Source organism: Erythrobacter neustonensis, from assembly GCF_001663175.1.
GTDB classification, from domain to species: Bacteria; Pseudomonadota; Alphaproteobacteria; order Sphingomonadales; family Sphingomonadaceae; genus Erythrobacter; species Erythrobacter neustonensis.
In genome coordinates this window covers 1,289,605-1,315,417 of sequence record NZ_CP016033.1, presented here as the reverse complement: position 1 = coordinate 1,315,417, position 25,813 = coordinate 1,289,605, and the positions used below count along the sequence as shown (strand labels likewise).

Genomic DNA, 25,813 nt, shown 5'->3' with positions numbered 1-25,813 from the left:
GCCACGCGCGAACAGGCCGCCGCGCGCATGGCGCCGCGCGTGCCGTCCGCCGATCAGTCAGCTGCGGGCCCATCGATCAGTCACTGGCGCACCCCCGAGGCTGCGCCGGATGCAACGCTGGCGCAGGATAGCGCGGCCCTCAACGACAGCGCCGCAATCGCAGCCCGCGCGCTGCGCCGCGGCCGCGGGCCGGAAGGCGATGCGCTGCCACAAGCCGATGCTCCGGTGCAGTCGCCCGTGCGCCCCGCTCCCGTCCCTTCCTCGCTCCCTTCCGATCATCCGGCCACGCCATCCTTCGATGATGACGTTTCCTATACCGATGCGGATGACGATGGCGGATCGCAGTTCGATTACCGCGCTCCCTTCACCCGGCGGCGCAACCCGCTCAGGATGTGGACATTGGCGGCGGTTCTGTTCGCGCTGCTTGCGACGGGAACGGCTGTGGCGGTCAATTATTACGGCCTGCCCGAATGGCTGCCCTTGCAGCGCCCCACCTTCGGCGTCGGCCAGCCCGGCCTGACGCTCGATTTCCCCAAATCCGAGCAGCGCAAGGAACCGCTTGAAAACGGCGAAGTGATTTTCCGCGTGCGCGGCACGATCACCAACACCGCGAGCGAAAGTCTCGATGTCCCCAATCTGCTGGTGGTTTTCAGCGACCGCCGCGATCGCAACATCGGTGACTGGGTGATCCAGCCCGCCAAGCGGCGATTGGCCCCTGGCGAGACAGTGACCGTTACCGAAGCGATCGCCAACATCCCCGCCAATGCTGCGGGAGCGGCGCTGGGATGGGCACCGCGCTGAAAGCTTTTTGATGTCGTGCGTCAAAGGGGTTGCACGCTACCGAACCCCTTGCTAGGGGCGCGCTCCTACCGCGGGAGCAGCAAGCTGGCTGCCCCGACAAACCCGAGTGCGGTCGTGGCGGAATTGGTAGACGCGCAACGTTGAGGTCGTTGTGGGCGAAAGCCCGTGGAAGTTCGAGTCTTCTCGACCGCACCATTTGAGAGTTTCGAGATTTCTGTCTCGCACCCTTCCGGCCTCGCGGTCTGTTAACCGCGCTCTAATCTCTCTTACCGCTTGTCACGCTGATGGCTTTCCTGCCAGCTTTTGCTGCTGCGCCGGCTTTTCGGATTGGCGACTGATCCATCGCGGAAAGAATATCAGTGCATAAGTTGGTCGACTTCGTCACGATTGCGTTCCGCAATCGATAGCGCAAAAGCCTTCGATGGCTTCCGAGACGCTCGCTCCGGTGCGCTTTGGCCGTGAACCAGGCCGAGAAGGCGCCTTTGTAACAGTTCATCCTTCGCGAGATGATAAGAGGGCCGCCCCCGAACGTTTCGTTTTGAAACGCTCACGCGGCCCCTCCCTCGACAAAAAATTTCCCAATGGTTAGTGAGTTGTTAACCGGACGACAAAGGCTCCAACGATTCGCCGATGTCGCCATGGCCAGGTCATGCGAAGGCCTTTTCAAATGGGGGGGAATAATGCGTCTGCTTGCCGGACTACTTGCTGCCGCGTGCCTTGCATCGCCTGCTGCTGCTGACGAAATCGACAACGCACGTACCGTCCAGATTGCGGTCGATGGCTCGATCCCCCAGCGCTGCTCAATGGGCAGCATCCCCAACATCGACTTTGGCGATCTCAACCGCGGCAATCTTTCGATGCGTGCAAGGGTCGCATTGGATTGCAACGTGCCCTTCACGATGGTCGTCTCCGGCTCGACCGGCGGATTGACGCACACCACGATGCCACTGGGCCAAGGCCCTTATTCGGGTGTCGTGCCCTACGCGCTGGGCATTTCCATGGCGGTTCGCCACCCTTCCGTTGAAACCGTCAACCGAGTCTTTGATAGCCGCGAGTTGCGGAGCGGGGGCACGCTCTCCTCCAATGGCGGCATCGCGACTGATGGCATGATGCTGTCGATCGAACTTGGCACGCCTTCAGGCGAAGCCGGGCTTCTCGCCGGCAACTACGCAGAAACAATCACCATCACGGTGTCCCCGATGTAGCGCGGGCAGAATTCTCTTGCGTCGAAGGACGGTCGATTGAGCGGCATCGCGGATGCCAAGCCGGCCAGAATTCATCCGATTGCGAGACAATAAAAGATGCGAGGCACCGACGCATCTGGGTTGCGAATATCGGTGCAAACGCAAAGCCCAAGGGCATATTTGAAAGAGGGAATACTACTATGAAGAGCGCACTTTATCTCGTTGCAGCCACCGCAGCCCTGATCGCTACCGGCGCCCAGGCCCAGTCGCACACCTCGACGCGCGTTCAGTTCAACAACCCTGTGCTCGGTGCGACGAACATCGATACGCCTTTCACCTTTGGCGAAGCTCTCGCCGGGGCAGCGAACAACGGCCTGCTGTTGTTCAACATCGGCACTCGAATCACCACGACTTCGACCGCTGCCGACGATACCGAAGCGGCCACCCCCACCGTGGCGAACACCTTCACGCTGACGGGCACCGTGAACCGTGACTGCTCGTTCTACGCCGGCAACACCGCTGCTGCGCGCTCGATCGACTTTGGCGTTATCGGCGTTCGCACCGGCAACAACGAGAACGTCAATGCCGCATTCGAAATGGCCGGCCCGGCAACTGCCAACGTCCAGACGCTGACCGCAGGCTGCAACACCAACAACGCCGTCGAAGTCAGCAAGGATGACATCCGCGGCATGGTCAACGCCAATCCGGGCGGCTACGACACCGACGAATTCCAAGCGAACATCCCTTACTCGGTGACCGCAACCTGGACCGGCGTGGGCCTCAACGCCGTGACCGCCGGTACGTCGCAGACATTGACCGTGGCTGGCAACGCAAACGCCGGTTCGCTGCAGCAGGGCGCATGGCGTTCGGCGATGAACATCGCCTTCAACGCACCCGCCATCACCGATCGCGGCCTGGTCGCCGGCACCTACACCGGCACGACCACCGTCACGCTGCGCGCACTCTAAGTACCCCGACGGAATGGGCGGTGCCAGCGCGCACCGCCCATGACATTTCCGAAAACGGCAGCGGGTGCTGCCACATCACGGGGGGGCATATTCATGAAACTCGTTCTCAAGACTTTAACTGCAACTACCGCTCTGATTGTTTTTTCAAGCACGGCCTATGCGCAGACGCACAGCATCATCAGTCCGGTGAATGAAAGCGTCACCATTCCCGTGACGACCACCAACACGATCACCACGATCGTCTCTCAACGTCCGAACCCTTCTTTCAATCAGGGTCAGAACAACCAGCCGCAGTTTACTACTAACGGTTGTCCATCAAACCCCAATTGCGTTGCTACGCCTGTTACAACCACGACGACGACAACAACGAATGTGGTGCAGACGTCTTTCACGATTTCCGGCTCGGCAGCAGATGACACCGAGGCGGCCACCCCCACCGTCACAAACAGCTTCACCCTGACAGGCACCGTGAACCGTGACTGCTCGTTCTACGCCGGCAACACCGCTGCTGCGCGCTCGATCGACTTTGGCGTTATCGGCGTTCGCACCGGCAACAACGAGAACGTCAATGCCGCATTCGAAATGGCCGGCCCGGCAACTGCCAACGTCCAGACGCTGACCGCAGGCTGCAACACCAACAACGCCGTCGAAGTCAGCAAGGATGACATCCGCGGCATGGTCAACGCCAATCCGGGCGGCTACGACACCGACGAATTCCAAGCGAACATCCCTTACTCGGTGACCGCAACCTGGACCGGCGTGGGTCTCAACGCCGTGACCGCCGGTACGTCGCAGACATTGACCGTGGCTGGCAACGCAAACGCCGGTTCGCTGCAGCAGGGCGCATGGCGTTCGGCGATGAACATCGCCTTCAACGCACCCGCCATCACCGATCGCGGCCTGGTCGCCGGCACCTACACCGGCACGACCACCGTCACGCTGCGCGCACTTTAAGCCATCAGCCAGAAGGAAGGGGAAAGCGCAATCTTTCCCCTTTTTTCACGTCTGATGCGCATGCTCGAATTTCAACAAACGAACGGGACTGCAGATGTTGACAAAATTCTGGCGTCGTAGCGCGGCAACTTTGGCAGCCTTGGCGCTGGTGTTGGGCCCGATGCCCGCATCTGCCATGCGGGTATCTCCGATGGTCGTTGAGATGGAATCGCAAGCGGGTGCTGCAGTCGCCCGGATCGAGGTTCAGAACATCAACAAAGGCGGCTTGGCGTTCGAAACGCGCATCTATCGTATGACGCTGGATGCGGACGGCAAGATTTCGGAAGTACCTGCTGACGAGGATTTTCTCGTGTTCCCGCCTCAGGGTGTCTTATCGCCGGGCGCACGGCAGGTCGTGCGGCTGCAATGGGCCGGGGCGCCGGACATCGCCGCTTCGCAGGCATATTATGTTTCCGTCAATCAGCTGCCGATCAAATTTGCCCCCACCGATGCAGGCAGCCTCGCCGCGCAAGTGCAGGTTGTTTACAACATGCGAGCACTTGTGGTTGTCGCGCCCCCCGGGGCGACACCCAATGTCAGTTCCAAAGCGGTGCGACCAGTAACCTACACGCCCGAAAGCCCGGTGGGATCAACCGAAGTGGCGCAAAGTGTGCGTGGACTGGAAGTCACTCTCACCAATTCCGGTCGGCGTCATGCGATGATGTCGGGCTACAACTGGCGTTTCGAAGGGACCGACCTTGAAGGCAAGCCCATGCGCGTCGATGTTTCGACTGAAGAGCTTAATCGCGCTGTAGGTACGGGTTATGTTCCCGCTCTGGGCCAACGCACGTTCCGGATACCTGTGCTTGGATTTTCGGATCAACCTGTCCGCCTAACGTTCTTCCAGTGACGCGCCTGATCATTTTATCGGCCGCAGTGCCGCTAATCTTCGCTTCGGGCGTCGGGGCTCAGGTCGTCGTGCCGCTTCCACGTTCAACGCCGGCCTCGCCGTCCGAAGGCGACACTGTCCCCCCCTTGCCGGTGTCTGTTGGCGAACCCGACGGTATCGCCGTCCCTTTGCCGGGAGCTCAGCCACCCGACGAAACAATTCAGCCAGATTTGCCCATCGGTCCGCACGGACGTCCGGATATCAATCCCTACGACCGTGATATCGATATGACGGTGCCGCTGACTTTCCTTACCCGCTCGCTGGGCGACATTCCCATGCGATTGACAGCGGATGATCGTTTCCAGCTCGAGTCAGAGACATTTCTCCGTCTCATGCGCACTGTCCTCAACGACGAAGCGCATGCCGAACTTTCGGCAACTCTTGCACCGCTACGCACTTTTGGACCAGACGATTTGGCAGAGACGGGCGTCAGTCTTACCTATGATCCAGCGTCGCTTGCTGTCGTGGTCGTTCAGGTCCGTCCCGATCAAAGAGCAGTGGAAGATTTGTTCGCCCCACCGCGCGATGACCTTAACGACGTCAATTTGGCGCCAGCGGCTTTATCTGCCTATGTTAACGTTAACGCATCACAGACGTATCTGTGGGGCGCGGAGGATCAACAGCGCCCGACAATCAATCTGGACGGGGCGATACGTTTCAAGAAAATCGTATTCGAAGCTGACGCTTCGCTCGGCGAAGAGTTCGGCTTGCAGGACACAAACTATCGGTTCGCACGCAATTATGCCCGGCTCGTCTATGATGAACCTGAGAAATATCGCCGGTGGTTTGCCGGAGACCTTGATCCGGAAGTACGCGGCCAGCAATCGTTCGTGCAGATGGGCGGGGTCGGCGTTGCTCGCCAGCAACGTCGGTTCAACACTTTTCGTGCCGCCGTTCTTCAAGGCAATCGCCAGCTAGTCGTCCAACGCGAATCCACGGTCAGGTTTTTTCGCAACGGCAGCCTGTATCGCGAATTGCGTTTGCAGCCCGGTCGCTACGATTTCAGCTCGCTTCCACTTCTTGCCGGCAGCAACGATGTTCGGGTGCAGGTGCAGGACACCACAGGCAGCGTGCAAGACTTGTCCTATTCGCAATATCTCGACCCAATCGACCTCGATCCGGGCGATTATGAATACGGGGCCTATCTTGGCGTAACGAGTCAGCAACTTGGGCGTGCACCGGATTATCGCGGCTCGCCGGCGTTCACGGGATTCTTCCGTAAAGCTTTTTTCAATCGGCCCGCCATCGGCATCGGCTTTCAGGCAAGCGAGGAAGTGCAGGCTCTCACGGGACAGACACAGTTCGTCCTGCGCGACGGTGCGCGCCTGCTGATCGACGCCGGGGCCAGCCGATCCAACTTCGCGGGAGCCGGCTATGCCGCCGGCGTTGCGTACGACAGGTTCTTTGATCGCGGGGGTCTTGCAGACAATTTCTCGATCAGGGCCGACTATGTGTCGCCCGATTTTTCAAACCTTTCCAATCCCGAAGGGTTCAATCTCACAGCGATTTCGATGACTGGCCAATATACCCGGCAATTCAGTCAAAATGTGCTCGCGACAGTAAGCGGTTCCTATCTCAAGGGAAGGCAGGACACCGGCGATACCTATCGCATCGGTGTGACCGCATTTTATCGCATCAGCGAACGTTGGACGGTACGTGCCGGTGCCGATTACGCCGGTTTCCCCAGTAATTTTGCCATCGGCAGCGGTTTCAGCGCCAATATCGGCTTGGTGTTCCAACCGGATTATCGCCGCCGTGCCGAAGCTCGCTATGAGTCCCGGGATAACCTTGCGGAACTTTCCTACGTTCAGAGCGGGCTCAACGAACTTGACAGCGTTGGCTTTGGCGGTGTCCTTACGCGCCGCGATGATGCCGTCCAAGCGCAAGGCTTCGCCAGTTATTCGGGTAACCGGTTCGACGCATCGCTAAGCCATGCTGCGTTCGGCCCATCGCTCTCCTCGATCGATCAGTTGCAAGCAACATCGGTTCGAGTCGGAACCACGATCGCATTTGCCGATGGTATCGTGGGCGTCGGACGACGTATCAACGACAGCTTCGCGCTGGTTCATGCCCACAAAACCCTGGGCGATCGTTCGGTGGTGGCAGGTGCGTCACTCGCGAAAAACAATTATCTCGGCAAGAGTGGTGCACTCGGCGCAGCGGTGAACAATTTCCTCGCGTCCTACGTGACGCAATCAGTGCAATACGACGTGGAAAATCCCCCGACGGGGTATGACATTGGTGCAGGCGTTGTTCGGGTCAGGCCTCCGTATCGCAGTGGCTATGCCCTGCGTGTAGGTACCGATGCATTTATCAGCGCCACCGGAACGCTGCTGCGAGGCGGAGAACCGGTCTCGTTGGCTGGTGGGCGCGTGACGCTTCTCGATCTGCGCGATGGCGAAAACCCGCAGCCGCTACCGTTCTTCACCAACTCCGTTGGCCGATTTGCGATTTCCTCGTTGATCCCCGGGCGCCGATATCGGGTGGAAACCTACGGTAACAATGGCACGATTGATCGCGGCTTCGAATTCACTGTTCCTGCCGATAACTCCGGACTTGTTGACCTTGGCAGCGTGGCTGCTGGTTCAACCCGATAAAAGGATCCATGATGGTGCGTCTCACGCAATTAGCCTTTGTCGTCGCGCTCGCGGTATCCGGTTGCATTGCTCCTGCCACGGCGCAATCCGTGCCGCGAGGAGACGGCTCCAATGGAAAGCCCCAAGTCACTCCGGCTGCCGATTGCCGGTTGCGGATCAACGCCACGCCGACGGCATGGATCATCAGAGGGTACGACCCATACGAGACGGTTCCACCCGAAGCCATTTTCAGCGCCACGTTCGTCAACGATGGCACCGCCGAATGTCGGTTCACGCCAATATTCGAGTTGGCCCAGCCACCTTTCGGTCTTTCGTCCGGCAAGGGAAAGCCGATCGGCTACGCGCTCATCAACCTTTCCGATTCGCAGGATGCAACACCGAGAGCGGGACGGTCGGTTCGCAATTCTTCCGAGCAACGCACAATCGAACTGGCCGCGAACGAAAGGCGCACGGTCACCTATCGCCTCGTCGCGTCGCCCGACGAGGTGAATAGTTCGGGAACCTTCACCCAGGACGTAATCCTCGAAGCGCGGGATCAGACCATGCGCACGCTTGGCGGAGCGCGGATCGTCCTCGGCCTTGAAGTTCTTCCTTCGGCGCGGATCGGACTGGCCGGCGCCTATCGCATTTCGGATGGACAGGCGATTGTTAGCCTGGGCGAATTGCGCGAGGGTCCGGCCCCCGTTCCTTTGCAATTGCGGGTCAGCAGTACAGGGCGGTATGACCTTAACGTCACTTCGCTGAACTCCGGCAAACTGCGACTGAATGGCACTGAATGGACAGTGCCTTACTCGCTGACCATTGGCGGAAATGCGGTAAATCTGTCAGGAATGGATCGTTTGCAGGGGCCATCGGAAAATGGTTTGATCCGCGCCGTCCTGCCGATCCAGTTTTATATTGGCGACGTTTCGCGCAAACGGGCGGGCACCTATTCCGATCTTATCTCGATCTCGGTCACCGCGCGATAGCAGGCGGCTTAACCAATCGAAAAACATTACGCACTAATGTCATCGTCACTGAGCCAATTCAAATGGTGGGGTGAAGGTGATACAGGCAACAAGAGCGATCTGCGCCGTTAGTTTGTTGGCAACGGCTGCGCCGGCGATGAGCACGGATGCGCGGTTCAATCTTCGTGCAGTGGTGCCAGTCTATTGCCAGTTGCAGCAGCGAGGCCCCGGCATACTTGAGGGGGAGAACGGCTCTTTCTCGCTTGGCACTTTTCGCGAGTATTGCAACGCACCAAGCGGATACACGCTCACCATTCGCTACGCCCCGGGTACATTGGAAGGCACGGTGATTACCGCCGGGCCCGATCGCGTGGTTCTGGATGGGTCAGGACGAACTGTCCTCAGCCGCTCACAAGGCCCCCGCTTTCGCAACCGGGATTTTTTTGCCACGCCCGGTGAACGAGGTTTCGATACCGACAGGATAACGTTCGACCTTGTTCCGACCTCCATCGGTTGAACTGGTCTTCACAGGCCATTTGGCGCCGAACCGCCAAATGCAGTGAACACCCGAAACCGGCGGATCCGGCTACTTGGCAAGATAAGTTAGAGCCGTGTTGCGCATCATAGCTCTGGTCGATCACCGCGCGAGTTATGTATTGCCGCGCTTGAATCCTTCAGACGTTGGGGCTGCACCGCCGACTCTCGCGTCCCTCTCGCTCGGACAACCTGCAATTGCGGAAACTTTGCGGGGTCACGTCGACCGCAGCGCAAAGATGATCCGGTGGCAATAGGCCTGCCCCGGTGCAAGCGCGATCGAGCCGAATGCCGGCTGGTTGGGCGTGTCGGGAAACATCTGCGGCTCGAGCGCGATGCCATCGCCCCTGCGATAGGCCCGCCCCGCTTTTCCGATTGCCTGCCCGCCAAGCGCGTTGCCGGAATAGAACTGCACCCCCGGCTCGGTCGAATGCACTTCCAGCACCCGGCCCGAAGCGGCGTGTGCCAGCCGCGCCACCAGCCGCGGCCTCTCGCTGCGGGCGCGGGCCACGGCCCAGCTGTGATCGAAGCCGTTTCCGATCCGGATTTGCGGGTCACTCGCATCGCCGAGACGCTCCGCGATAACGCTTGGGGTGCGGAAATCGAACGGCGTGCCGGCCACCGGCGCGAATTTGCCGGTCGGGATCGCGAAGGCATCGATAGGCAGATAATGGTCTGCCGGAATGGTTAGAACATGATCGAGCGCGGAGGTCGCAGCGCCCTCGCCCGCCAGATTCCAATAGGCGTGATTGGTCAGGTTGACGATTGTCGGGCGATCGGTCGACGCGCGGTAGGTGATCGCAAGGTCGCCCGTGTCACTCAATGCATAGGTCACTGTGACGCGCAGCGCGCCGGGAAAGCCCTGATCGCCGTCAGGGCTGGTATGCGCCAGCGTGACGCTGGGGTGCGCGCCAGAGGATACCGCAGCAATATCCCACAGCGCCTTGTCGAAACCATCCGGCCCGCCGTGCAGCGCATTGGGCCCGTTGTTGCACGGCACGGCATAGACCGCGCCATCGAGCGCGAACTGTCCGCCGGCGATGCGGTTGGCAACACGGCCCACGCTGGCCCCGAAATAGTGCGGATTGGCAAAGTATTCGGCCAGAGTTGCATGGCCCAGCGTGATGTCTGCCTTGGCCCCATCTGCATCCGGCATCATCACCGATTGCAGAATTGCCCCATAGGCAATCACCGTTGCGCTGATGCCGCGCGTGTTGGCGAGCGTGACCGCCTCCACGGCGCGGCCATCGGCGAGATGGCCGAACAGGTGCCGATGTGCGCCTGGGGCGGCGGGATGAGGTGGCCGTTTCATGCTATCCAGCGCTCAGACAGCAACTGGAGCCGTTCGGCAAGATGCCGTTTGGCCGCGATCCATGGCCCCATCACGGCACTGTCCCGAAAGGCCAAAGCGGTCCCGCGGCATAACCGCCGCACTTGCCCACACTTTGTTAAGCCAATCAAGGCAGTGAGTGTGCGTGACGCCGATCCCGCGCCCCGATTCTCTCCGCAATCTCGGTCTGGAGGCAATGCCCGACCGCGACCTGTTTTCGCGCATCACGGTCCTTGCCAGCACCGTGCTCGGGTGCCCGATCTCGCTCCTTTCGGTGGTCGAGGATGACCGTCAGTGGTTTCTGGGGCGCAGCGGCATCGATCTGGAGCAAACCCCGATCGATGCATCGTTCTGCGCACGGTGCGTGCGCAATTCGGCGCCCTTGCTGGTGGACGATGCGCATGCCGAACCCTCGTTCGCTCAATCGGCGCTAGCCATTATTGCACCTTTCCTGCGCTCCTATATCGGCGTGCCGGTACGCGGCGAGGATGGCACGGTAATCGGCGCGCTGTGCGGCATTTCCCCGGAGCCCGGCGCCTTCCGCCAAGACCAGGTCGCAATGCTGGAGATGCTGGCCGAATTGGCCGAGCAGAGCATCGCGCTGCACACCCGCACCCGTGCGCTCAGCAATGCCAATGCGGGGCTACGCCAGCAGACGCGGATCTTCCGGCAGGCCGAGCGTGCGGTCAACATCGGCAGTTGGTGGGTCGATCTGGCCACGCGGCAATTGCACTGGTCGGACCAGGTGTTTGCGATCGCCGGGCTGCAGCCCAGCCCGTCGATCAACCTGCGCGATGTCGTGCAGCTCTATCAGCCCGAGGACCGCCCGCTGGTCAGCGCGGCGATGGACGACACGATCGATGAAGGCAAACCCTTCATGTTCGAAACCACGTTCCACCGGGCCGATGGCGAGGCGCGGCGGATCAGGATGGTGGGCGAACGGGTCGATATCGATGGCCGGCCCGATTATGTCGCCGGGATCATTCTCGATTGCACCGAAGAGCACCTGCGCAATGCCGCATTGCAACGCGCTGCCGAACGCGACCGGCTAACCGGCCTGTTCAACCGCGCGAGCTTCGACCGGAAACTGGCCGATGCGATGCAGCTGGCCGGCACCGAACCGGTGACGGTCGCCCTCCTCGACCTCGACGGGTTCAAGGATATCAACGACACGCTGGGCCATCTGGTGGGCGACCGCGTGCTCGAAACGATCGCGGCGCAATTGCAGCTCCATGCCAGCGAAGGCGTCTATCTGGCGCGTTGGGGCGGCGATGAATTCGCGATGATGTTCCCGGCGCAGATGGGCCTGTCGGGCGTCACCCGCTTTCTCGAACGCCTGCTGCACGAACTGGGCGAGATCCCGCCGCTGGGCGCGTCGCAGCTCCGCATCGGGGCGACCTGCGGGGTGGCGCGAATGTGCGAGGCGGCCAGCAGCGAGGAGATCATGCGCCGCGCCGACCTTGCGCTCTATCGCGGCAAGGATTCAGGTCGCGGCAGCGTGGTGTGGTGGGACCAGCAGATCGAGGCCCGCCAGAGCGAACGCCAGCAGGCGATCGCGCGGCTGCGCAGCGCATTGGGCAACGGGCGCGCGCTGGCCGCCTACCAACCGATCATCGCGCTCGATACCGGGCGCGTGGTCGCGGTCGAGGCGCTGCTGCGCCTGCGTGCCGAAGATGGTTCGCTGATCTCCGCAAGCGAGGTGTTCTGCGCATTGCTCGACCCTGAATTGTCGCGCCGGGTAAGCCGCGTGATGCTTGACCATGTGGTTGCCGATGGCCCAGCATTGCTGGCGCTGTTCGGCCCGGACACCCGCATCGCGATCAACCTGTCCGATGCGGATCTGCGGCAAGGCGATTTCGTGCGCCATCTGATCGATGTGATCGACGACAGCCAGCTTGGCCCGCACAACATCACGATCGAAGTCACCGAAACGATGCTGATCGATCCCAGCGGGCACCTGCGCGCTTCGCTGGCGATGCTCGACGAATGCGGGTTTACCGTATGTCTCGACGATTTCGGAACAGGGTTCTCGTCGCTCACCCACCTGCGGGCCTTCCCGATCCATCAGGTCAAGATCGAACGCGATTTCATCGCCGCGATCAGCGAGGATCACCAGTCGCGGCTGATCATCCAGGCGATCGTCCAGATGGGCCACAGCCTCGGGCTCAACGTGGTGGTCGAGGGGGTCGAAACCGACGAGCAGGAAATCTTCCTGCGCGCGATGGGCTGCCGGATGGTGCAGGGCTATCGCTATGGCCGCCCGGGGCTGCTGGCCGAGGTCGAGGCAAGCTTTGCTGCGGCCGCGCCGCCGGCCCGCCGCCGCGCCTGAATTACCGCGTCAACACGGCCTCGGCCGGCGCGTCGCCCTGATGAAAGATTAGCGTGGCAACATTCGTGCCGCTGCCGATATTCACCCGGTTTTCCTGCCGCGCCCAGACATTGGTGAGGATCTGGGAATTGATCCGCAGTCTGCCCGGCGCGCCCGCCACAGGTGCCGGGACTTCCTGATAGACCCACAGGCTGCCGCCGATGATTTCGCTGCCGACATACGTCGGCTGCACCACAGTGCCATCCACTTCTAGCATAAACCGCGTGGTGACATAGGCGGCAAATGCCTCCCGGCTGTCGGCGCTGCCGACGATGTCGGGGTTTTTGCTCCCCTGAATGCGCAGGACGTGCTCGGCATCGTGGACGGGCACCTGATGCGCGATCTCTATCCCACCCGAACGCGGGTTTTGCGAAACCGTGCTGATCGCGATTTTCTGCTGGTGCGCCGATGCGCCCCCCGCTGCGGCGAGCGGGGCGAGCACAAGGGCAAGCACGGTGAGAAAGCGGCGCAGCAGCATCATTTCTTCTTCTTGTCCGGTTCGGCGCCCGCAGCCTCACCCATCAGATCGCGCGACACGCGCGACTTGGCGGCCTCGTCCTTGAAGGCTTCGATCCGGCTCGGGATGATGCGGCGTGGATACTGGTTGTTCTCGATATCGGCATCGCCGGTTTCCCATTCGGGATCGACCACCACCTCGGCCAGTTCCTTGCCCTTGGGATAGACCAGGAGCTTGGCCACCTCGCGCGAATTGCGGCGCCAGATTTCGGCCGGGATCGACAGCTTTTCCTTCGACCCGTCCTTGAACGTCAGCCCGAGGATGATCGGCATGACAAGCCCGCCCTTGTTGCTGAAATTGAGGACGTAATAATTGGCATCCTCCTTCACCGCACGATCGAAGGCAGCGCGTTCCCACGGGGCCAGCCCGGCGAGGAAATCGGTGTAGGCCTTGGTATCCTTGGGGGTGACGGTGAATTCGTCGTTCTTGTCGTAGAAATCGGTGACACCGGGATTTTCCATGACCCAGATCGGCAGGCCCTGTTCCTCGTTCAAGCGGACGCCGACCAGCCCGGGCTCGTCGGCACGCTCACGGCGGCGGCGGGCCAGATCGATGTCCGGATCCTTCGAATCCATCTTCATCCGGTAGATAGAATCGAGACTGATATCGACGTGATCGGTGGTGTAGAACCACCCGCGCCAGAACCAGTCGAGATCGGTGCCGCTGGCTTCCTCTATCGTGCGGAAGAAGTCGGCCGGCGTCGGGCGCTTGAACTTCCAGCGGCGCGCATATTCCTTGAGCGCGAAGTCGAAGCGTTCGCGCCCGATGATCGTGTCGCGCAGCAGATGATAGGCAGCCGACGGCTTGCCATAGGCGTTCGAGCCGAGGTCATTGACCGAATCCGACTGGGTCATGATCGGCTGCTGGGTGGTGGAGACCATGTAAGGGATCATGTCGCGCGGCAGGCTGCGGGTCCACGGCATGTTCGGGTCCCATTCGTAGCCCGCAACCGAATCGAGAAAGGAGTTGATGCCTTCGTCCATCCAGGTCCACTGGCGTTCATCCGAATTGACCGTCATCGGGAAATAGATGTGCCCGATCTCGTGGATCACCACGCCGACGAGGAACATCTTTTCCGCCAGCGAATAGGTCCGGGTGCCATCCTTGTTCAGCGTGGTGCGCGGCCCGTTGAAGGTGATCATCGGATATTCCATCCCGCCGACCGGCCCGTTGACCGACTGCGCGGTGGGATAGGGATAATCGAAGCTGAAGCGCGAATAGACCTTGAGCGTGTGGACCACGGCAGCGGTGGAATATTTGCGCCACAGCTCCCCGCCTTCCTTGGGCCAGAAGCTCATCGCCAGCACGGTCTCGTTCTCCGCGCCCGGCTGCTTCACCCCTTGCGCGTCCCACATGAACTTGCGGCTGGAGGCCCAGGCGAAATCGCGCACGTTGGCGGCGGCGAATTTCCACGTCTTGGTCCCGCGCGCCGTGCCGCTTTCGGCGGCAGCGGCTTCGGCGGGCGTGACGATGAACACCGGCGCATCGGCGGTCTTTGCGGTTTCGAGCCGCTGGCGCTGCGCGGAGGTAAGCACCTCGTCGGGGTTCTGCACCATGCCGGTGCCCGCGACGATGTGATCGGCAGGCACGGTCAGATCGACCGCGTAGTCACCGAATTCGAGCGTGAATTCGCCGCGGCCCAGAAACTCCTTGTTGTGCCAGCCCTCGTAATCCGAATAGGCGACCATCCGCGGGAACCACTGGGCAAGCAGGAAGATATCGTTGCCGCCCTTCTTGGGATCATCGGGGAAATTCTCGTATCCCGAGCGCGCGTTGACCGCGTCTTCCTCGACGATGTTGAACGCCCAATCGATCGCGAACTCGGTGCTCTGCCCCGGGGCAAGCGGCTGCGACAGGTCGATCCGCATCAAGGTGCCGACGATGGTGTGCGGCAGCTTCCCACCGTTCAGCGTGGTGACCGCGTCGATATCGTAGCCATAATCGTTGTCGGCCATCGCCTGCTGGCGGCGCAGTTCTTCCATCGACAGCTTGGTCGGCTCGGATCCCGAACCCAGCGTAACCTTGGGCCCGCGCCGGCCCGCGCCGCCGAAGGCATCGGTCAGCTCGGCCATCGAATCGCGCTTGAAGATGTTCTGGTCGAGCTGCATCCACAGCCACGGCAGGCTGTCGGGCGAGTTATTGGTGTAACGCACCGTGGCGCGCGCGGTCAGGCGGCGCCTGGCCTCGTCGAGCGTCGCGGCGATCCGGTAGTCGACCTTCTGCTGCCAGTACTGATGCCCCGGCGCGCCGCTGGCGTTGCGGGTGGCGCTGGGATCGGGCAGCACCTCGTCGAGTTGGCGGAACTTGTCCTCGTAATTGCCCTTGGTCTGCTGCACGCCCTGGGCGGCGGCAGGAGCGGCAAACATGAGGGCGGCGACGAACAGCACGAAACGCAAGGGCGTTCTCCGGAAGTGAAGCAGGCGCGTGAGAGAGCGCAATTCTGCCACCTGCGCAAGCCGTTAAGGTGCGCGGGGCAGCAATTTCCTGTCGTGCATGGCGCGAGCGCCACTTGTGCGGTATCGCGCGTTCCCGATGGCCCTGCCCGATTTCCATGTCCTGCACGAAGCCGCCTGCGCCGCCGGAGAAGCGACCTATCGCGATCCGGCAACGGGTTACACCGTGTTCACCCGTCTGGCGCATCTCAAGCGCGGCAAGTGCTGTGGATCGGCCTGCCGCCATTGCCCTTACGGCCATGAAGCCGTACCCAGCGGGCGCTGATCATCCGGAGACTCCAAGCATGAAGACCCGCGCCGCCGTTGCCTTTGCCGCCAAGCAGCCGCTTGAAATCGTCGAACTCGATCTCGAAGGCCCGAAGGCCGGCGAAGTGCTGGTCGAGATCATGGCGACCGGCATCTGCCACACCGACGCCTATACATTGGACGGCTTCGACAGCGAGGGCATCTTCCCCAGCGTGCTCGGCCATGAAGGCGCGGGGATCGTGCGCGAGGTCGGCCCCGGGGTGACCAGCGTGAAGCCGGGCGACCATGTCATCCCGCTCTACACCCCGGAATGCCGCCAGTGTAAGTCATGCCTCAGCGGCAAGACCAACCTGTGCACCGCGATCCGCGCGACGCAGGGCAAGGGGCTGATGCCCGACGGCACCACGCGCTTCAGCTACAAGGGTCAGCCGATCTATCATTACATGGGCTGCTCGACCTTCTCGAACTTCACCGTGCTGCCCGAAATCGCGGTCGCCAAGATCCGTGAAGACGCGCCGTTCCAGTCCGCATGCTACATCGGTTGCGGCGTCACCACCGGCGTCGGCGCGGTGACCAACACGGCAAAGGTGCAGGTCGGCGACAATGTCGTGGTGTTCGGCCTTGGCGGGATCGGTTTGAACGTCATCCAGGGCGCGCGGCTGGCGGGCGCGAACATGATCGTCGGCGTCGACATCAACCCCGACCGCGAGGAATGGGGCAAGCGCTTCGGTATGACCCACTTCCTCAACACCAAGGGGATGAGCCGCGAGGAGACGGTCGCAGCGATCGTCGCGCTGACCGATGGCGGGGCGGATTACACCTTCGATGCCACCGGCAACACCGAAGTGATGCGCACCGCATTGGAAGCCTGCCACCGCGGCTGGGGCACCAGCGTCATCATCGGGGTGGCCGAAGCGGGCAAGGAAATCGCCACCCGCCCGTTCCAGCTGGTAACGGGCCGCAACTGGCGCGGCACCGCGTTCGGCGGGGCCAAGGGCCGCACCGACGTTCCCAAGATCGTCGACATGTACATGACCGGAAAGATCGAGATCGACCCGATGATCACCCACGTCATGGGCCTCGAAGAGATCAACACCGCCTTCGACCTGATGCACGAAGGCAAGTCGATCCGCAGCGTCGTGGTGTTCTGACAAGAGCCGCGGGGGGCCTTGGTTAACCCGGTGGTTACGCGCTTGCGGTAAGGCCGGGCAACCGGCGCCTTTGCCGCAGCAGGTGACCAATGTACGAAAGCAGGATTGCAGCCGACCACCTGACGGTCGCAGCGGTTCCGGGCCTAGCGCCCGAGATCGATGCGCTGGCGGCGTGCAACGTGCCGGGTCGGCGGTTCCTGCGCCGCGCGTGGTATGGCGCAGGCGGCAACAAGGGCGCGCGCAGTCTGGTGCTGCGCGGCGGCGACGGCGCGGTACTTGCGGTGATCCCGACCGTCCCTTTCGGCCCTGCAATCGCGTGCGCGCGCAAGGTGCCCGGCCCGTACTGGCCGCTGCGCAGCCCGCTGCTTGCACGCGATTGCACGGCAGCCGCGCTGGCCCACGCGTTTGACGATCCCGCCGCGCATAGCCTTGGCCCGGTGTGGCGCGCAGGCCCGGCGCGGGCCGATGATCCGGCGATCATCATGCTGCGCGATGCCGCACGGCAGGCGGGATGGAGCGTTCTGGTGCGGCCTGCTGGCACAGGCTGGGTGGTGGACTGCAACGCTGCCCGCGCCGAAAACTGGCCGCGCGCCTCGACCGCCCGCCGTCTCGCCCGGCTGGAACGGCGGCTTGCACATCACGGCAAGTCCGAGTGGCGGATCGTGCGCGGCCGCGACTGGAGCGAGGCGGTGCTCGAAGAGCTGGCCGCAGTCGAGGCCGCCAGCTGGATCGCCGCCACAACCGATGGCAGCGGCGCAAAATTCATGGCCCCGCACCAACGCGCCGCGTGGCGCAGCGTGCTCGCCGATGCAGTGCTGGCCGACATGCTGTGCGCAACGATCCTGACCATCGATGGCACGGCGGTCGCCTTTTCCTTCGATCTCGACGATGGCCCGGTGCGTTACGGGATCGCGGGCACCTATCGCAGCCCCTTTGCCAAGGCCGAAGTCGGCAAGCTCGCCAACTACCGCGCGCTGGCCGATGCGATTGGCGCGGGGCAGGACGTGGTCGATCTGGGCGCAGGCGACAGCGGCTACAAGCGCGCAATGGGCGCGCGCGCCGGTTACGAACTTGGCGACTACCTCTTCGTGCGCAGCGCCGCCGCAGCGCGGGTGATCGCGCGCTTCTGGGGCCCGGCGGCAAAGCATGGCTGACGGCGTGCCCCCCGCCCCGCCGCGATCCTCGCTTGCCGCGCAGGTGCGCACTGCGGTGATCTGGCGGTCGGGCAGTCAGATCGGCACGCAGATCGTCTCGTGGGCCTCGACGCTGATCGTGATCCGGCTGCTTGCGCCGCAGGATTATGGCTTGTTCGCGATGGCGCAGGTGATGCTGGTGCTGCTCAACACGATGAATGGCTATGGCCTTGCCTCGGCGCTGATCCGCGAGGAGGAAGTCAGCGACGAGCGCCTGCGCCAGACGCTCGGCATGCTGATGCTGCTCAACGGCGGGCTGGCGCTGATCCAGTTTCTTGCCGCGCCGCTGGTCGCTGCCTGGTTCGAGCAGCCGATGGTTGCCAACCTGCTGCGCGTGCAATCGCTGCTCTATTTCACGATCCCCTTTACCGCGCTGAGCCACGCGATCCTGTCGCGGCGGATGGATTTCCGCCGTCCGGCGCAGGTCCGGCTGGTGGCGGCGATCGCGGGAGCGGGCACCGCACTTGCGGGCGCGCTGTCGGGCTGGGGCGTGTGGACGCTGGTCGCCGCCCCGCTGGCGATGCTGACGACCGAAGCGATCGGCATGGTCCGCGTCGCGCGCGCACCGCTGATCCCCGTTTTTCGCTTTGCCGGTGCGGGCCACATCGCCGGGTTCGGCGGGGTGATGACCGCAACGCAGCTGTTCTGGTTCGTCCAGAGCCAGGCCGACGTGATGATCGCGGGCCGCGTGCTCGACCCGCACGAACTGGGCGTTTACACCACCGGCCTATTCCTCGCGCAATTGCTTGCCGGCAAATTCGTGCCGCCGATCAACGAGGTCGCCTACGCCGCCTATGCGCGCCAGCATGCCGAGGGCGCGGCGAGCGATCTGGGCGCGGGCGCTCTCTTGGCGACGATCCGGCTGGTGATGCTGATCGCTCTGCCCGCCTATGCCGGGCTGGCGGTGGTCGCGCCGGTGCTCGTCCCGGTGCTGCTTGGGCGACAATGGCTCGAAATCGTGCCGCTGCTGCCGATCATGTCGGCGGCGATGGTGATGATGACGCTGCAAATCCTGTTCGCGCCCGCCACCAATGCGCGCGGCGTGCCGATGGCGGCGCTCAGGATCACGATGATCGGTAGCGCGGTGATGACCGCGGCCTATTTCATCGGATCGCATTTCGGGCTGATGGGTTTTGCCTGGGGCTGGGTCGGCGGAATGGCGGTTCTGACCGCGGTCACGATCCGGCTGTCGGGCGGTCTGCTGGGCCTGCGGCTCGGCGCTCTGGCGCGCGCGGTGTGGCCGCCTGCGGTCGCTGCGCTGATCATGGCGGGAGGCGCGGCATTGCTGCTGCACATCCTGCCGCCGCTGCCCGATCTAGCGGCGCTGGCGATCACGGTGACAGCGGGCATCGCGTTCTACGGCGCAGCGCTGCTTGTCATCGCGCCCGACCGGTTGAGCGAGGCGCTCAGCTTCCTGCGCAATCGCGGCGAAAGCGAGCCTGCCCCGCCCCCCGCTCCCGCCCCGGCGGAATAGCACCCCCTCTCAAATTGGCGTGATTGACACTGCGTGTCCGATGCTCTTGGGTCGCGCCATGGCATCACCGCGCGCTGCACCCGTCACCCGTTTCTACCCTGCCGGCGGGATCGATCTGGCGGTTCACGAATGGGCATCGGAGGGCGGCGGCGTGCCGCTGGTGTTCGCCCACGCGACGGGCTTTCACGGCCGCGTATGGGACACGATCATCGCCGCCTTTCGCGATCATCCCGTCTATGCGATCGACCTGCGCGGTCATGGCCTGTCGCGCGCCGGGCCAATCGGCGACTGGCGTGTGCTGGCGAGCGATGTCGCGGCGTTTCTGGCGCAGGCGGGGCTTTCGGGCGCGGTCGGGATCGGCCATTCGATGGGGGCGCACACGCTGTTGCAGGTCGCTGCCGACCGGCCTGCGGCGTTTTCGCGCCTCGTGTTGTTCGATCCGGTGATCCTCGCGCCCGATTATTACACCGCCGCCGAGACGCTGTTTACCGCAGACAACCCGCACCCCGCGATCCGCCGCAAGCGCGATTTTGCCAGCGCCGAGGCGATGAGCGAACGCTTTGCCGCGCGCGATCCCTATGACCTGTTCGATCCCCGCGTTTTCGCGGATTACTGCCGCCACGGGCTGGTTCCGGCAGCATCGGGAGAGGGCCTGGAACTGGCCTGCGCGCCCGAGGTCGAAGCCAGCGTCTATGCCTCGAGCCGCAGCAACGGGGCGATCCTCGATGCGGCGCGCGCGGTCGATATTCCGGTGCTGGTGGTGCGCGCAAAGCATACCAGCCTCAACGATTTCAAGAGCTCGCCGACCTGGCCCGGGCTTGCCGGGACCCTGCCCAAGGGCACCGATCTCTACCGCCCCGACATGACGCATTTCCATCCGTTTCAGGACCCGGAGGATGCGGCGCGGATCATCGCCGGTTTCATCGCGCACTAGCCGGCCCTTGACCAATGTTTCACGTGAAACATTGGCGGATTGTCATCCCGCTGCCTCGAGCAAATCGCTGACATCCTTGCGAATTTCCGAAAGCCTCTGATGGTCGGGCTGTAGGATTTGCCCGCCCAGCTGGGCTGCAAGCCCGCCATAGAAGGCCTTTAGGCTTGCCCCCAGCGGGTGGCCCGGCGCGACCGAGCTGGCGAGCCACAGCATGATCGTCTGCGCGCGCGAAATCGGTTCGCGAGAGGGGGTCTGCCCCCGGTCAAAAGCGATCAAGGCATGGGCTAAAGCCGCTTCGCACTCCTCAAGACAGATCCTGGTGAGGTCTGCGCTGCCCGATGCCGCGATCCGCGCATCGAGCGTGACGCGGCGATAGGCGGCGGCGGGGTTCTGGCTGAACATCTGCATCATCGCCCCCATTTACCGGTCGCTGTTCGACCACATGTCGACCTGCTGGCGCAGGAAGGTCAGCGTCGATTGCGCGGCCGAGACACGGCGTTCGGACGCGGTAAATTCGCCCGTCAGCCGCAGCCGCAGCGCTTCCTGCTGCTCGGCGATCCTGGCGAGCCGCTTTTCATTGGCCGCCTGCTGCATTTCATAGCGCTTCAACGATCCGCCCAGCGAGGAAGGATCGGTGGTCAGGCTGTTTTCGCGCGCAAAGCGGTCGAAGGTAGCGAAGACCCCGGTCGGCCCGGTGGTGAACATCGCCGCGACCGCATCGGGCGCGGTGTCGAGCGCGCGGTTGAGCCTTGCGGTATCGAGCTTGAAGGTGCCGTCGCGGTTCAGCGCGAGGCCCAGATCGCCCAGCGTGCGCGGGTCGTTTCCGGCCGCGCCGGGCATCACCACCCGCGCCGCAAGCCCCGCCAGATCGCGGCGCAATTCGCGCGCGCCCGGATCATTGCCAAGCTCGCCCCCGACCGGCGCGGCGAGATCGTTGATCTGGCCGACGATATCGTTGAGCGCGGTGACGAAATCCTCCATCACGCTGGTGATTGCCGCGGTGCTGGTGCCGAAGGTCAGCGTGGTGGGCGCGCCGGTGTTCGTTGCGGTGAGATCGAGGCTGAAGCCGCCCGGCAGCCCGGTTACGCGGTTCGATGCGCTGGTCATCGCCACCCCGTCGAGCGTGAAGGCGGCATCGCGCGCGCTTGCCTGCAACTGGGTAGCGCCGGTCGCCGCGCTCCAGCCGAAATATTCCAGATCGCCCGCCACCGCGCCGCCGCCCGCGCCGGTTGCCTCGATCTGGAAACCGTTGGCTGCGCCGTCCTTGCCCTTCATCACCAGCTGCGCGCCGCCGGTGCCGGTCGCGACATAGGCGCTCACCGCGCCGCCGCTGGCGGAGTTGATCTTGGCGGCGAGCGTGGCGAGCGTGTCGGTATCGGTAACCGTGATGTCGATCGCAGCGCGCGCCGCATCGGGGCTGAAGCTGCTGCCGCTGATCGTGCCGAACCGCAGCGACAGCGTGCCAGCGCCCACCAGCGCGGAACTGCTGGCAAGGGGGCGCGACAGCAGCGTCTGGCTGCGCGCAAGCTGGGTGACCTCAAGGCTGAAGCTGCCGCGCGGTGACAGGCCGGCGGGCACACTGACCTTGGCGATCGCCGGATTGGCCAGCTCGCCCTTGGGCGCAAGATCGCCGGTGCGCAGCCGTTCGCCCAATGCCGCCGACAGATCGGTCAGTCCCGAGCGCAGCTGCGCCGCAGCGGATACTTGCGCGGTCAGCGCGGTCTGGCGCGCGGTGATCTGGTCGCGCTGCGCGGCAAAGCTGGCGGCGGAAATGTCGCTCGCCAGCTTGATGAAATCAACGCCGCTGCCCGCGCCAAGGCCTGAGATGATGGAGGAGCCGGAGGTCGTGGTCATGACAGGGATAACGGACGGGGGCGGACAAGTTTAAGCATGGGTATCGGGCCTTCCATCGCCATCGAAACGCAAGGCACCCGGCACATCCACCACGGGCCGGCGCGGGCGCGCGCCGCGTTTCAATGCCAGCACGAAAGCGACCAGTGTGGCGAGCGCGACATAGAGTTCCTCGCGCACCATCTGGTTGGGCCGGGTGGTGAAATAGACCGCGCGCGCAAGGCTTGGGTATTCGAGCACGGGGAGCCCCAGTTCGGCGGCGATTTCGCGCATGGCGAGCGCGGTTTCGCCGCGCCCTTTCGCCAGCAGCAACGGCGCAGGCGCGCGCGCGGGATCGTATGTCAGCGCCACCGCGAAGTGCACGGGGTTGACGATCACGAACTGCGCGTCCTGCATTGCTTTCGCCACACCCCCGCGCGCCAGATCGCGCTGGCGCTGGCGGCGCGCCGATTTCATCTCGGGCGAGCCTTCGGACTGCTTGTTTTCGTCGCGCACTTCCTGAAGGCTCATCTTCAGCCGCTTGTCGCGCTGGAAGCGTTGCAGCGGATAGTCGATGGCAGCGATCACCACGAAGCCGATCAGGAGCGCGGTGCACAGCGAGGTGATCGCATCGAGCGCATGGGCGACCTGCGCTTCGAGCGGGAGCGTGCCCAGTGCGAGCAATTGCGGCACGCGGTCGCCTGCCCACACCCACGCGATTGCGCCGAGCAGACCAAGCTTTGCCAGCCCCTTGCCCAGCTCGATCAACCCCTGCACGCCGAAGATCCGCTTGATCCCCGACAGCGGGTTGATCCGCCGCGGCTTGAACCCGGCATTGCCCATGATGAAGCGCCCGTCCTGCCCCAGCAGCAATTGCGAGGCGGTGGTGAAGACCGCAACGATTGCGCCCAACGCCAGCACCGGGGGCAGCGCGGCAAGCGCGGCATCGCCCATCATCGCGCCGGGCGCAAACCCGTCGAGCGCACGGCGGTCGAACTGGAAGCCCGCGCGCGCGGTCGCGGCCATGCCGTCGGTCAGCCAGCCGCCCAGCGCCCATAGCGCCATCGCGCCCGCACCCGTTGCCGCCAGCGTCGCCAGTTCGCGCGAGCGCAGGACATCGCCGTTCTTGGCCGCATCCTCGCGCCGTTTCTGGGTCGGGGCGAAGGTCTTTTCCCCGGGGGTTTCCTCGGCCATCTTACGGCGCCCCTGTCGGCTGGATCAGCGCCGCCGACGCGTCGATCGCGTCCATGATGACCCCGCGCAGCTGCACGCTCATCACCGGCAGCGCGATGATCAGCGCGGCGATCCCGGCAAGCACGCCTGCGGGCAGGCCGAGCGCGAACAGGTTGAGCGACGGGGCCGAGCGCGCGATCAGACCGGTGACGATCTGCACCAGCAGCAGCACCAGCACCACCGGCAGCGCGATCGCGGTCGCGGCTGACAGGCCGAGCCCGAAGAACATCACCACCGCCTCGGCCCGCCAAGCGCCGAATGCGAATTGCCCGGCGGGCAGCAGGCGGTAGCTTTCGACCAAGAGATCGAACCACAAGAGATGCGCGCCGGTGGCGTAGAACAGCAGGCTGAGGACGAGGCCGAAGAACGTGCCCAGCGCGCCCGCCTGCGCGCCGCTGGCCGGATCGATGCTGGTCGCGATCGCGAGGCCCATCGTGCCCGAAATCTGTTCCGCGGCGATCAGCGGCACGGCAAAGGCGAGTTGCAGCACGAAGCCGAGCATCAATCCGACCGCGATTTCCTGCACCAGCGCCAGCACCGCAGCAAAGCTCATCATCGCAGGCGGCGCGGGCAGCGGCACCCAGGCGGCGACGAAATAGCCCAGAGTGATGCTGAGCAGGATGCGCAGTTGCACCGGCACCGCCGTCCCGCCGATCATCGGCACCGCCATCAGCGCCGCCCCGCAGCGCACCGACAGGAACAGGATCAGCCAGAGCTGGGCCTCGATGCTGCCGATCCCGAAGTCGAGGACGTTCATCCCGCCGCCCGCATCATGCTGAAAGGTTGGCGACCTGCGCCATGATCTCGCGCGTGAAATCGGCGAGCAGGCCCATCATCGCCGCGCCCAGCACCACGAACACCAGCGCGGTGATCGCCAGCTTGGGAATAAAAGACAATGTCTGTTCGTTGACCGAGGTCGCGGCCTGGATGACCCCGACGACGAGGCCCACCACCAGCGCCGCGATCAGCACCGGACCTGCGATCAGCGCGGTGACCCACAGCGTCTGGTCGGCCAGCGCGAGAAGCTGGGTATCCTCGCCCATCACGCGAAGCTCAGCGCGAGGCTGCCCATCAACAGCGCCCAGCCATCGACCAGCACGAACAAAAGCAATTTGAACGGCAGCGAGATGATCGTCGGCGAAAGCATCATCATGCCGAGGCTCATCAGCACGCTGGCAACGACAAGGTCGATCACGAGGAACGGCAGGAAGATCATGAACCCGATCTGGAACGCGGTTTCCAGCTCGCTCGTGACGAAGGCGGGAAGCAGGATCGAGAACGGCACATCCGCGCCGCTGGCGAATTTGCCCGCGCCGGCGATGTCGGTGAACATGATGAGGTTGGCCTCGCGCGTCTGCGTCATCATGAACGCGTGGAACGCTTCGCCCGCCTTGCCGATCGCCGCATCGGCGGGCAGGCTGCCGGCAGCATAGGGCGCGATCGCCTGCGCGTTGACGATGTCGAGTGTCGGCGCCATCACGAACAGCGACAGGAACAGCGCCAATCCGGCCAGCACCTGCCCCGGCGGGGAGCCTTGCAGCCCCAGTGCCTGACGCAGGATCGACAGCACCACCAGAATGCGCAGGAAACTGGTCATCATCAGCACCAGCGCGGGCAGGATGGTGAGCAGGCCCATCACCACCAGCAGCTGGAGCGACAAGCTCAAGGGGCTGTCATCGCCTGCGCCCTTGTCGCCCAGCGCGCGTTCGATCGCGCTGCCGACCCCGGCCTGCACCGGATCGGGCACGCCGACCGCCGGCGCCGAAGCGGCGGCATGCGCCAGATCGGGGCTTGCCAGAAACATGGTTAACAATGCGAGGCACAAGAGCCCTGCGCGCAGGAACGGACCGGGTTGCATCACACGGTCTCCGGCAGTGCGGGCGTGGGCAGCGCGGCGGTGGCGGCGGAGGTCTCTCCCAGCCGCACCAGACCCTGCCGCGTGCAGCCGAGCAGGATCTCGCGGTCATGGAACCGCACCACGGCGAGCTTCATTCCCGGCGCGATCAGGCTTGTCTCAAGCAATTGCAGACGGCGGGCTGCACCATGGGCGGACGGCGCGCCGTGCAGGCGGGTCTGGAGCCAGCGCGTCAGCCACAGGCTCCCCCAGATCAGCCCCGCCAGCACCGGCAGCAGCAGCGCCAGACGCAGGAGATATTCGACCATCGGATGCG

Annotated in this window: 24 protein-coding genes and 1 tRNA gene; 15 read left to right on the top strand and 10 right to left on the bottom strand. The window is 63.8% G+C overall.

The genetic code is table 11. The annotated features are described in order from the left end of the window. The first annotated feature begins 27 nt into the window (after window positions 1–27). The 9 genes from A9D12_RS14860 to A9D12_RS14450 all read left to right on the top strand — a co-directional run bounded on the left by A9D12_RS14860 (window position 28) and on the right by A9D12_RS14450 (window position 8,896). Window positions 28–801, top strand: coding sequence for a thioredoxin (locus A9D12_RS14860; protein ID WP_197489930.1), 774 nt, complete (start codon window positions 28–30; stop codon window positions 799–801). A 108-nt stretch (window positions 802–909) separates the two neighbouring features. Further along, window positions 910–996 (top strand) — tRNA-Leu (locus tag A9D12_RS06220). A 485-nt stretch (window positions 997–1,481) separates the two neighbouring features. Continuing rightward, window positions 1,482–2,006 carry a hypothetical protein gene (locus A9D12_RS06215; RefSeq protein ID WP_068350520.1) on the top strand — a complete coding sequence of 175 codons (525 nt, stop codon included), beginning with the start codon at window positions 1,482–1,484 and terminating at the stop codon, window positions 2,004–2,006. Between the two features lie 179 nt (window positions 2,007–2,185). Continuing rightward, a complete protein-coding gene (locus tag A9D12_RS06210) occupies window positions 2,186–2,953 on the top strand; it encodes a hypothetical protein (RefSeq protein WP_082925422.1) in 768 nt (255 codons plus the stop codon). 93 nt (window positions 2,954–3,046) lie between these two features. Next, window positions 3,047–3,907, top strand: coding sequence for a hypothetical protein (locus A9D12_RS06205; protein ID WP_156522808.1), 861 nt, complete (start codon window positions 3,047–3,049; stop codon window positions 3,905–3,907). A gap of 94 nt (window positions 3,908–4,001) precedes the next feature. Beyond that, window positions 4,002–4,796, top strand: a complete 795-nt coding sequence (locus A9D12_RS06200; protein ID WP_231889711.1) for a fimbrial biogenesis chaperone — start codon at window positions 4,002–4,004, stop codon at window positions 4,794–4,796. Then, window positions 4,793–7,432, top strand: a complete 2,640-nt coding sequence (locus A9D12_RS06195; RefSeq protein ID WP_231889710.1) for a fimbria/pilus outer membrane usher protein — start codon at window positions 4,793–4,795, stop codon at window positions 7,430–7,432. Before A9D12_RS06200 ends, A9D12_RS06195 begins: the two co-directional genes overlap by 4 nt. Window positions 7,433–7,440: 8 nt before the next feature. After that, window positions 7,441–8,400 (top strand): hypothetical protein, encoded by a 960-nt coding sequence (locus A9D12_RS14985; protein WP_231889709.1) that lies wholly within the window; start codon window positions 7,441–7,443, stop codon window positions 8,398–8,400. 136 nt (window positions 8,401–8,536) lie between these two features. Further along, window positions 8,537–8,896 carry a hypothetical protein gene (locus A9D12_RS14450; RefSeq protein WP_082925622.1) on the top strand — a complete coding sequence of 120 codons (360 nt, stop codon included), beginning with the start codon at window positions 8,537–8,539 and terminating at the stop codon, window positions 8,894–8,896. Window positions 8,897–9,130: 234 nt separating this feature from the next. Here A9D12_RS14450 and A9D12_RS06185 read toward each other — a convergent pair whose 3' ends face one another. Next, window positions 9,131–10,225, bottom strand: a complete 1,095-nt coding sequence (locus A9D12_RS06185; protein ID WP_068350515.1) for an aldose epimerase family protein — start codon at window positions 10,223–10,225, stop codon at window positions 9,131–9,133. Window positions 10,226–10,388: 163 nt separating this feature from the next. On the opposite strand from A9D12_RS06185, the gene A9D12_RS06180 reads away from it, so the two are divergent. After that, a complete protein-coding gene (locus tag A9D12_RS06180) occupies window positions 10,389–12,572 on the top strand; it encodes a putative bifunctional diguanylate cyclase/phosphodiesterase (protein ID WP_156522807.1) in 2,184 nt (727 codons plus the stop codon). 1 nt (window position 12,573) lies between these two features. On the opposite strand, the gene A9D12_RS06175 is transcribed toward A9D12_RS06180, so the two are convergent. Next, the gene (locus tag A9D12_RS06175; protein ID WP_068350513.1) at window positions 12,574–13,092 is read right to left on the bottom strand and encodes a DUF6702 family protein; all 519 of its coding nucleotides are present in this window, start codon (window positions 13,090–13,092) and stop codon (window positions 12,574–12,576) included. After that, window positions 13,089–15,515: a M1 family metallopeptidase gene (locus A9D12_RS06170; protein ID WP_231889743.1), complete on the bottom strand. Its 2,427-nt coding sequence runs from the start codon at window positions 15,513–15,515 to the stop codon at window positions 13,089–13,091. The genes A9D12_RS06175 and A9D12_RS06170 overlap by 4 nt, the downstream gene beginning before the upstream one ends. Window positions 15,516–15,660: 145 nt before the next feature. Between A9D12_RS06170 and A9D12_RS06165 the strand changes: the two genes are divergently transcribed. From A9D12_RS06165 to A9D12_RS06145, 5 genes are all read left to right on the top strand, one after another. Next, a complete protein-coding gene (locus A9D12_RS06165; protein WP_231889708.1) occupies window positions 15,661–15,846 on the top strand; it encodes a DUF5522 domain-containing protein in 186 nt (61 codons plus the stop codon). 19 nt (window positions 15,847–15,865) lie between these two features. Next, the gene (locus A9D12_RS06160) at window positions 15,866–16,978 is read left to right on the top strand and encodes an S-(hydroxymethyl)glutathione dehydrogenase/class III alcohol dehydrogenase (protein ID WP_068350512.1); all 1,113 of its coding nucleotides are present in this window, start codon (window positions 15,866–15,868) and stop codon (window positions 16,976–16,978) included. Window positions 16,979–17,067: 89 nt separating this feature from the next. Continuing rightward, complete coding sequence (locus A9D12_RS06155) at window positions 17,068–18,132, top strand: GNAT family N-acetyltransferase (RefSeq protein WP_068350511.1); 1,065 nt, start codon at window positions 17,068–17,070, stop codon at window positions 18,130–18,132. Then, window positions 18,125–19,645: a lipopolysaccharide biosynthesis protein gene (locus tag A9D12_RS06150; protein WP_068350510.1), complete on the top strand. Its 1,521-nt coding sequence runs from the start codon at window positions 18,125–18,127 to the stop codon at window positions 19,643–19,645. The genes A9D12_RS06155 and A9D12_RS06150 overlap by 8 nt, the downstream gene beginning before the upstream one ends. Before the next feature lie 58 nt (window positions 19,646–19,703). Continuing rightward, a complete protein-coding gene (locus tag A9D12_RS06145) occupies window positions 19,704–20,579 on the top strand; it encodes an alpha/beta fold hydrolase (RefSeq protein WP_068350509.1) in 876 nt (291 codons plus the stop codon). A gap of 42 nt (window positions 20,580–20,621) precedes the next feature. On the opposite strand, the gene A9D12_RS06140 is transcribed toward A9D12_RS06145, so the two are convergent. Genes A9D12_RS06140 through A9D12_RS06110 form a run of 7 tightly spaced genes read right to left on the bottom strand, consistent with a single transcriptional unit; the run spans window position 20,622 to window position 25,805 of the window. Beyond that, window positions 20,622–20,990, bottom strand: a complete 369-nt coding sequence (locus A9D12_RS06140; protein WP_197489883.1) for a flagellar export chaperone FliS — start codon at window positions 20,988–20,990, stop codon at window positions 20,622–20,624. Window positions 20,991–20,999: 9 nt separating this feature from the next. After that, window positions 21,000–22,433, bottom strand: a complete 1,434-nt coding sequence (gene fliD / locus A9D12_RS06135) for a flagellar filament capping protein FliD (protein ID WP_068350507.1) — start codon at window positions 22,431–22,433, stop codon at window positions 21,000–21,002. Window positions 22,434–22,463: 30 nt separating this feature from the next. Further along, window positions 22,464–23,603: an EscU/YscU/HrcU family type III secretion system export apparatus switch protein gene (locus A9D12_RS06130; protein WP_068350506.1), complete on the bottom strand. Its 1,140-nt coding sequence runs from the start codon at window positions 23,601–23,603 to the stop codon at window positions 22,464–22,466. Window position 23,604: 1 nt separating this feature from the next. After that, the gene (locus A9D12_RS06125) at window positions 23,605–24,399 is read right to left on the bottom strand and encodes a flagellar biosynthetic protein FliR (RefSeq protein ID WP_068350505.1); all 795 of its coding nucleotides are present in this window, start codon (window positions 24,397–24,399) and stop codon (window positions 23,605–23,607) included. A gap of 13 nt (window positions 24,400–24,412) precedes the next feature. Beyond that, entirely contained in the window at window positions 24,413–24,685 is a 273-nt protein-coding gene (locus tag A9D12_RS06120) for a flagellar biosynthetic protein FliQ (protein WP_068350504.1), read from the bottom strand. Further along, entirely contained in the window at window positions 24,685–25,500 is an 816-nt protein-coding gene (fliP, locus tag A9D12_RS06115) for a flagellar type III secretion system pore protein FliP (RefSeq protein WP_068350503.1), read from the bottom strand. The genes A9D12_RS06120 and fliP overlap by 1 nt, the downstream gene beginning before the upstream one ends. Next, the gene (locus A9D12_RS06110) at window positions 25,500–25,805 is read right to left on the bottom strand and encodes a flagellar biosynthetic protein FliO (RefSeq protein ID WP_068350502.1); all 306 of its coding nucleotides are present in this window, start codon (window positions 25,803–25,805) and stop codon (window positions 25,500–25,502) included. Before A9D12_RS06110 ends, fliP begins: the two co-directional genes overlap by 1 nt. Window positions 25,806–25,813: the final 8 nt, after the last annotated feature.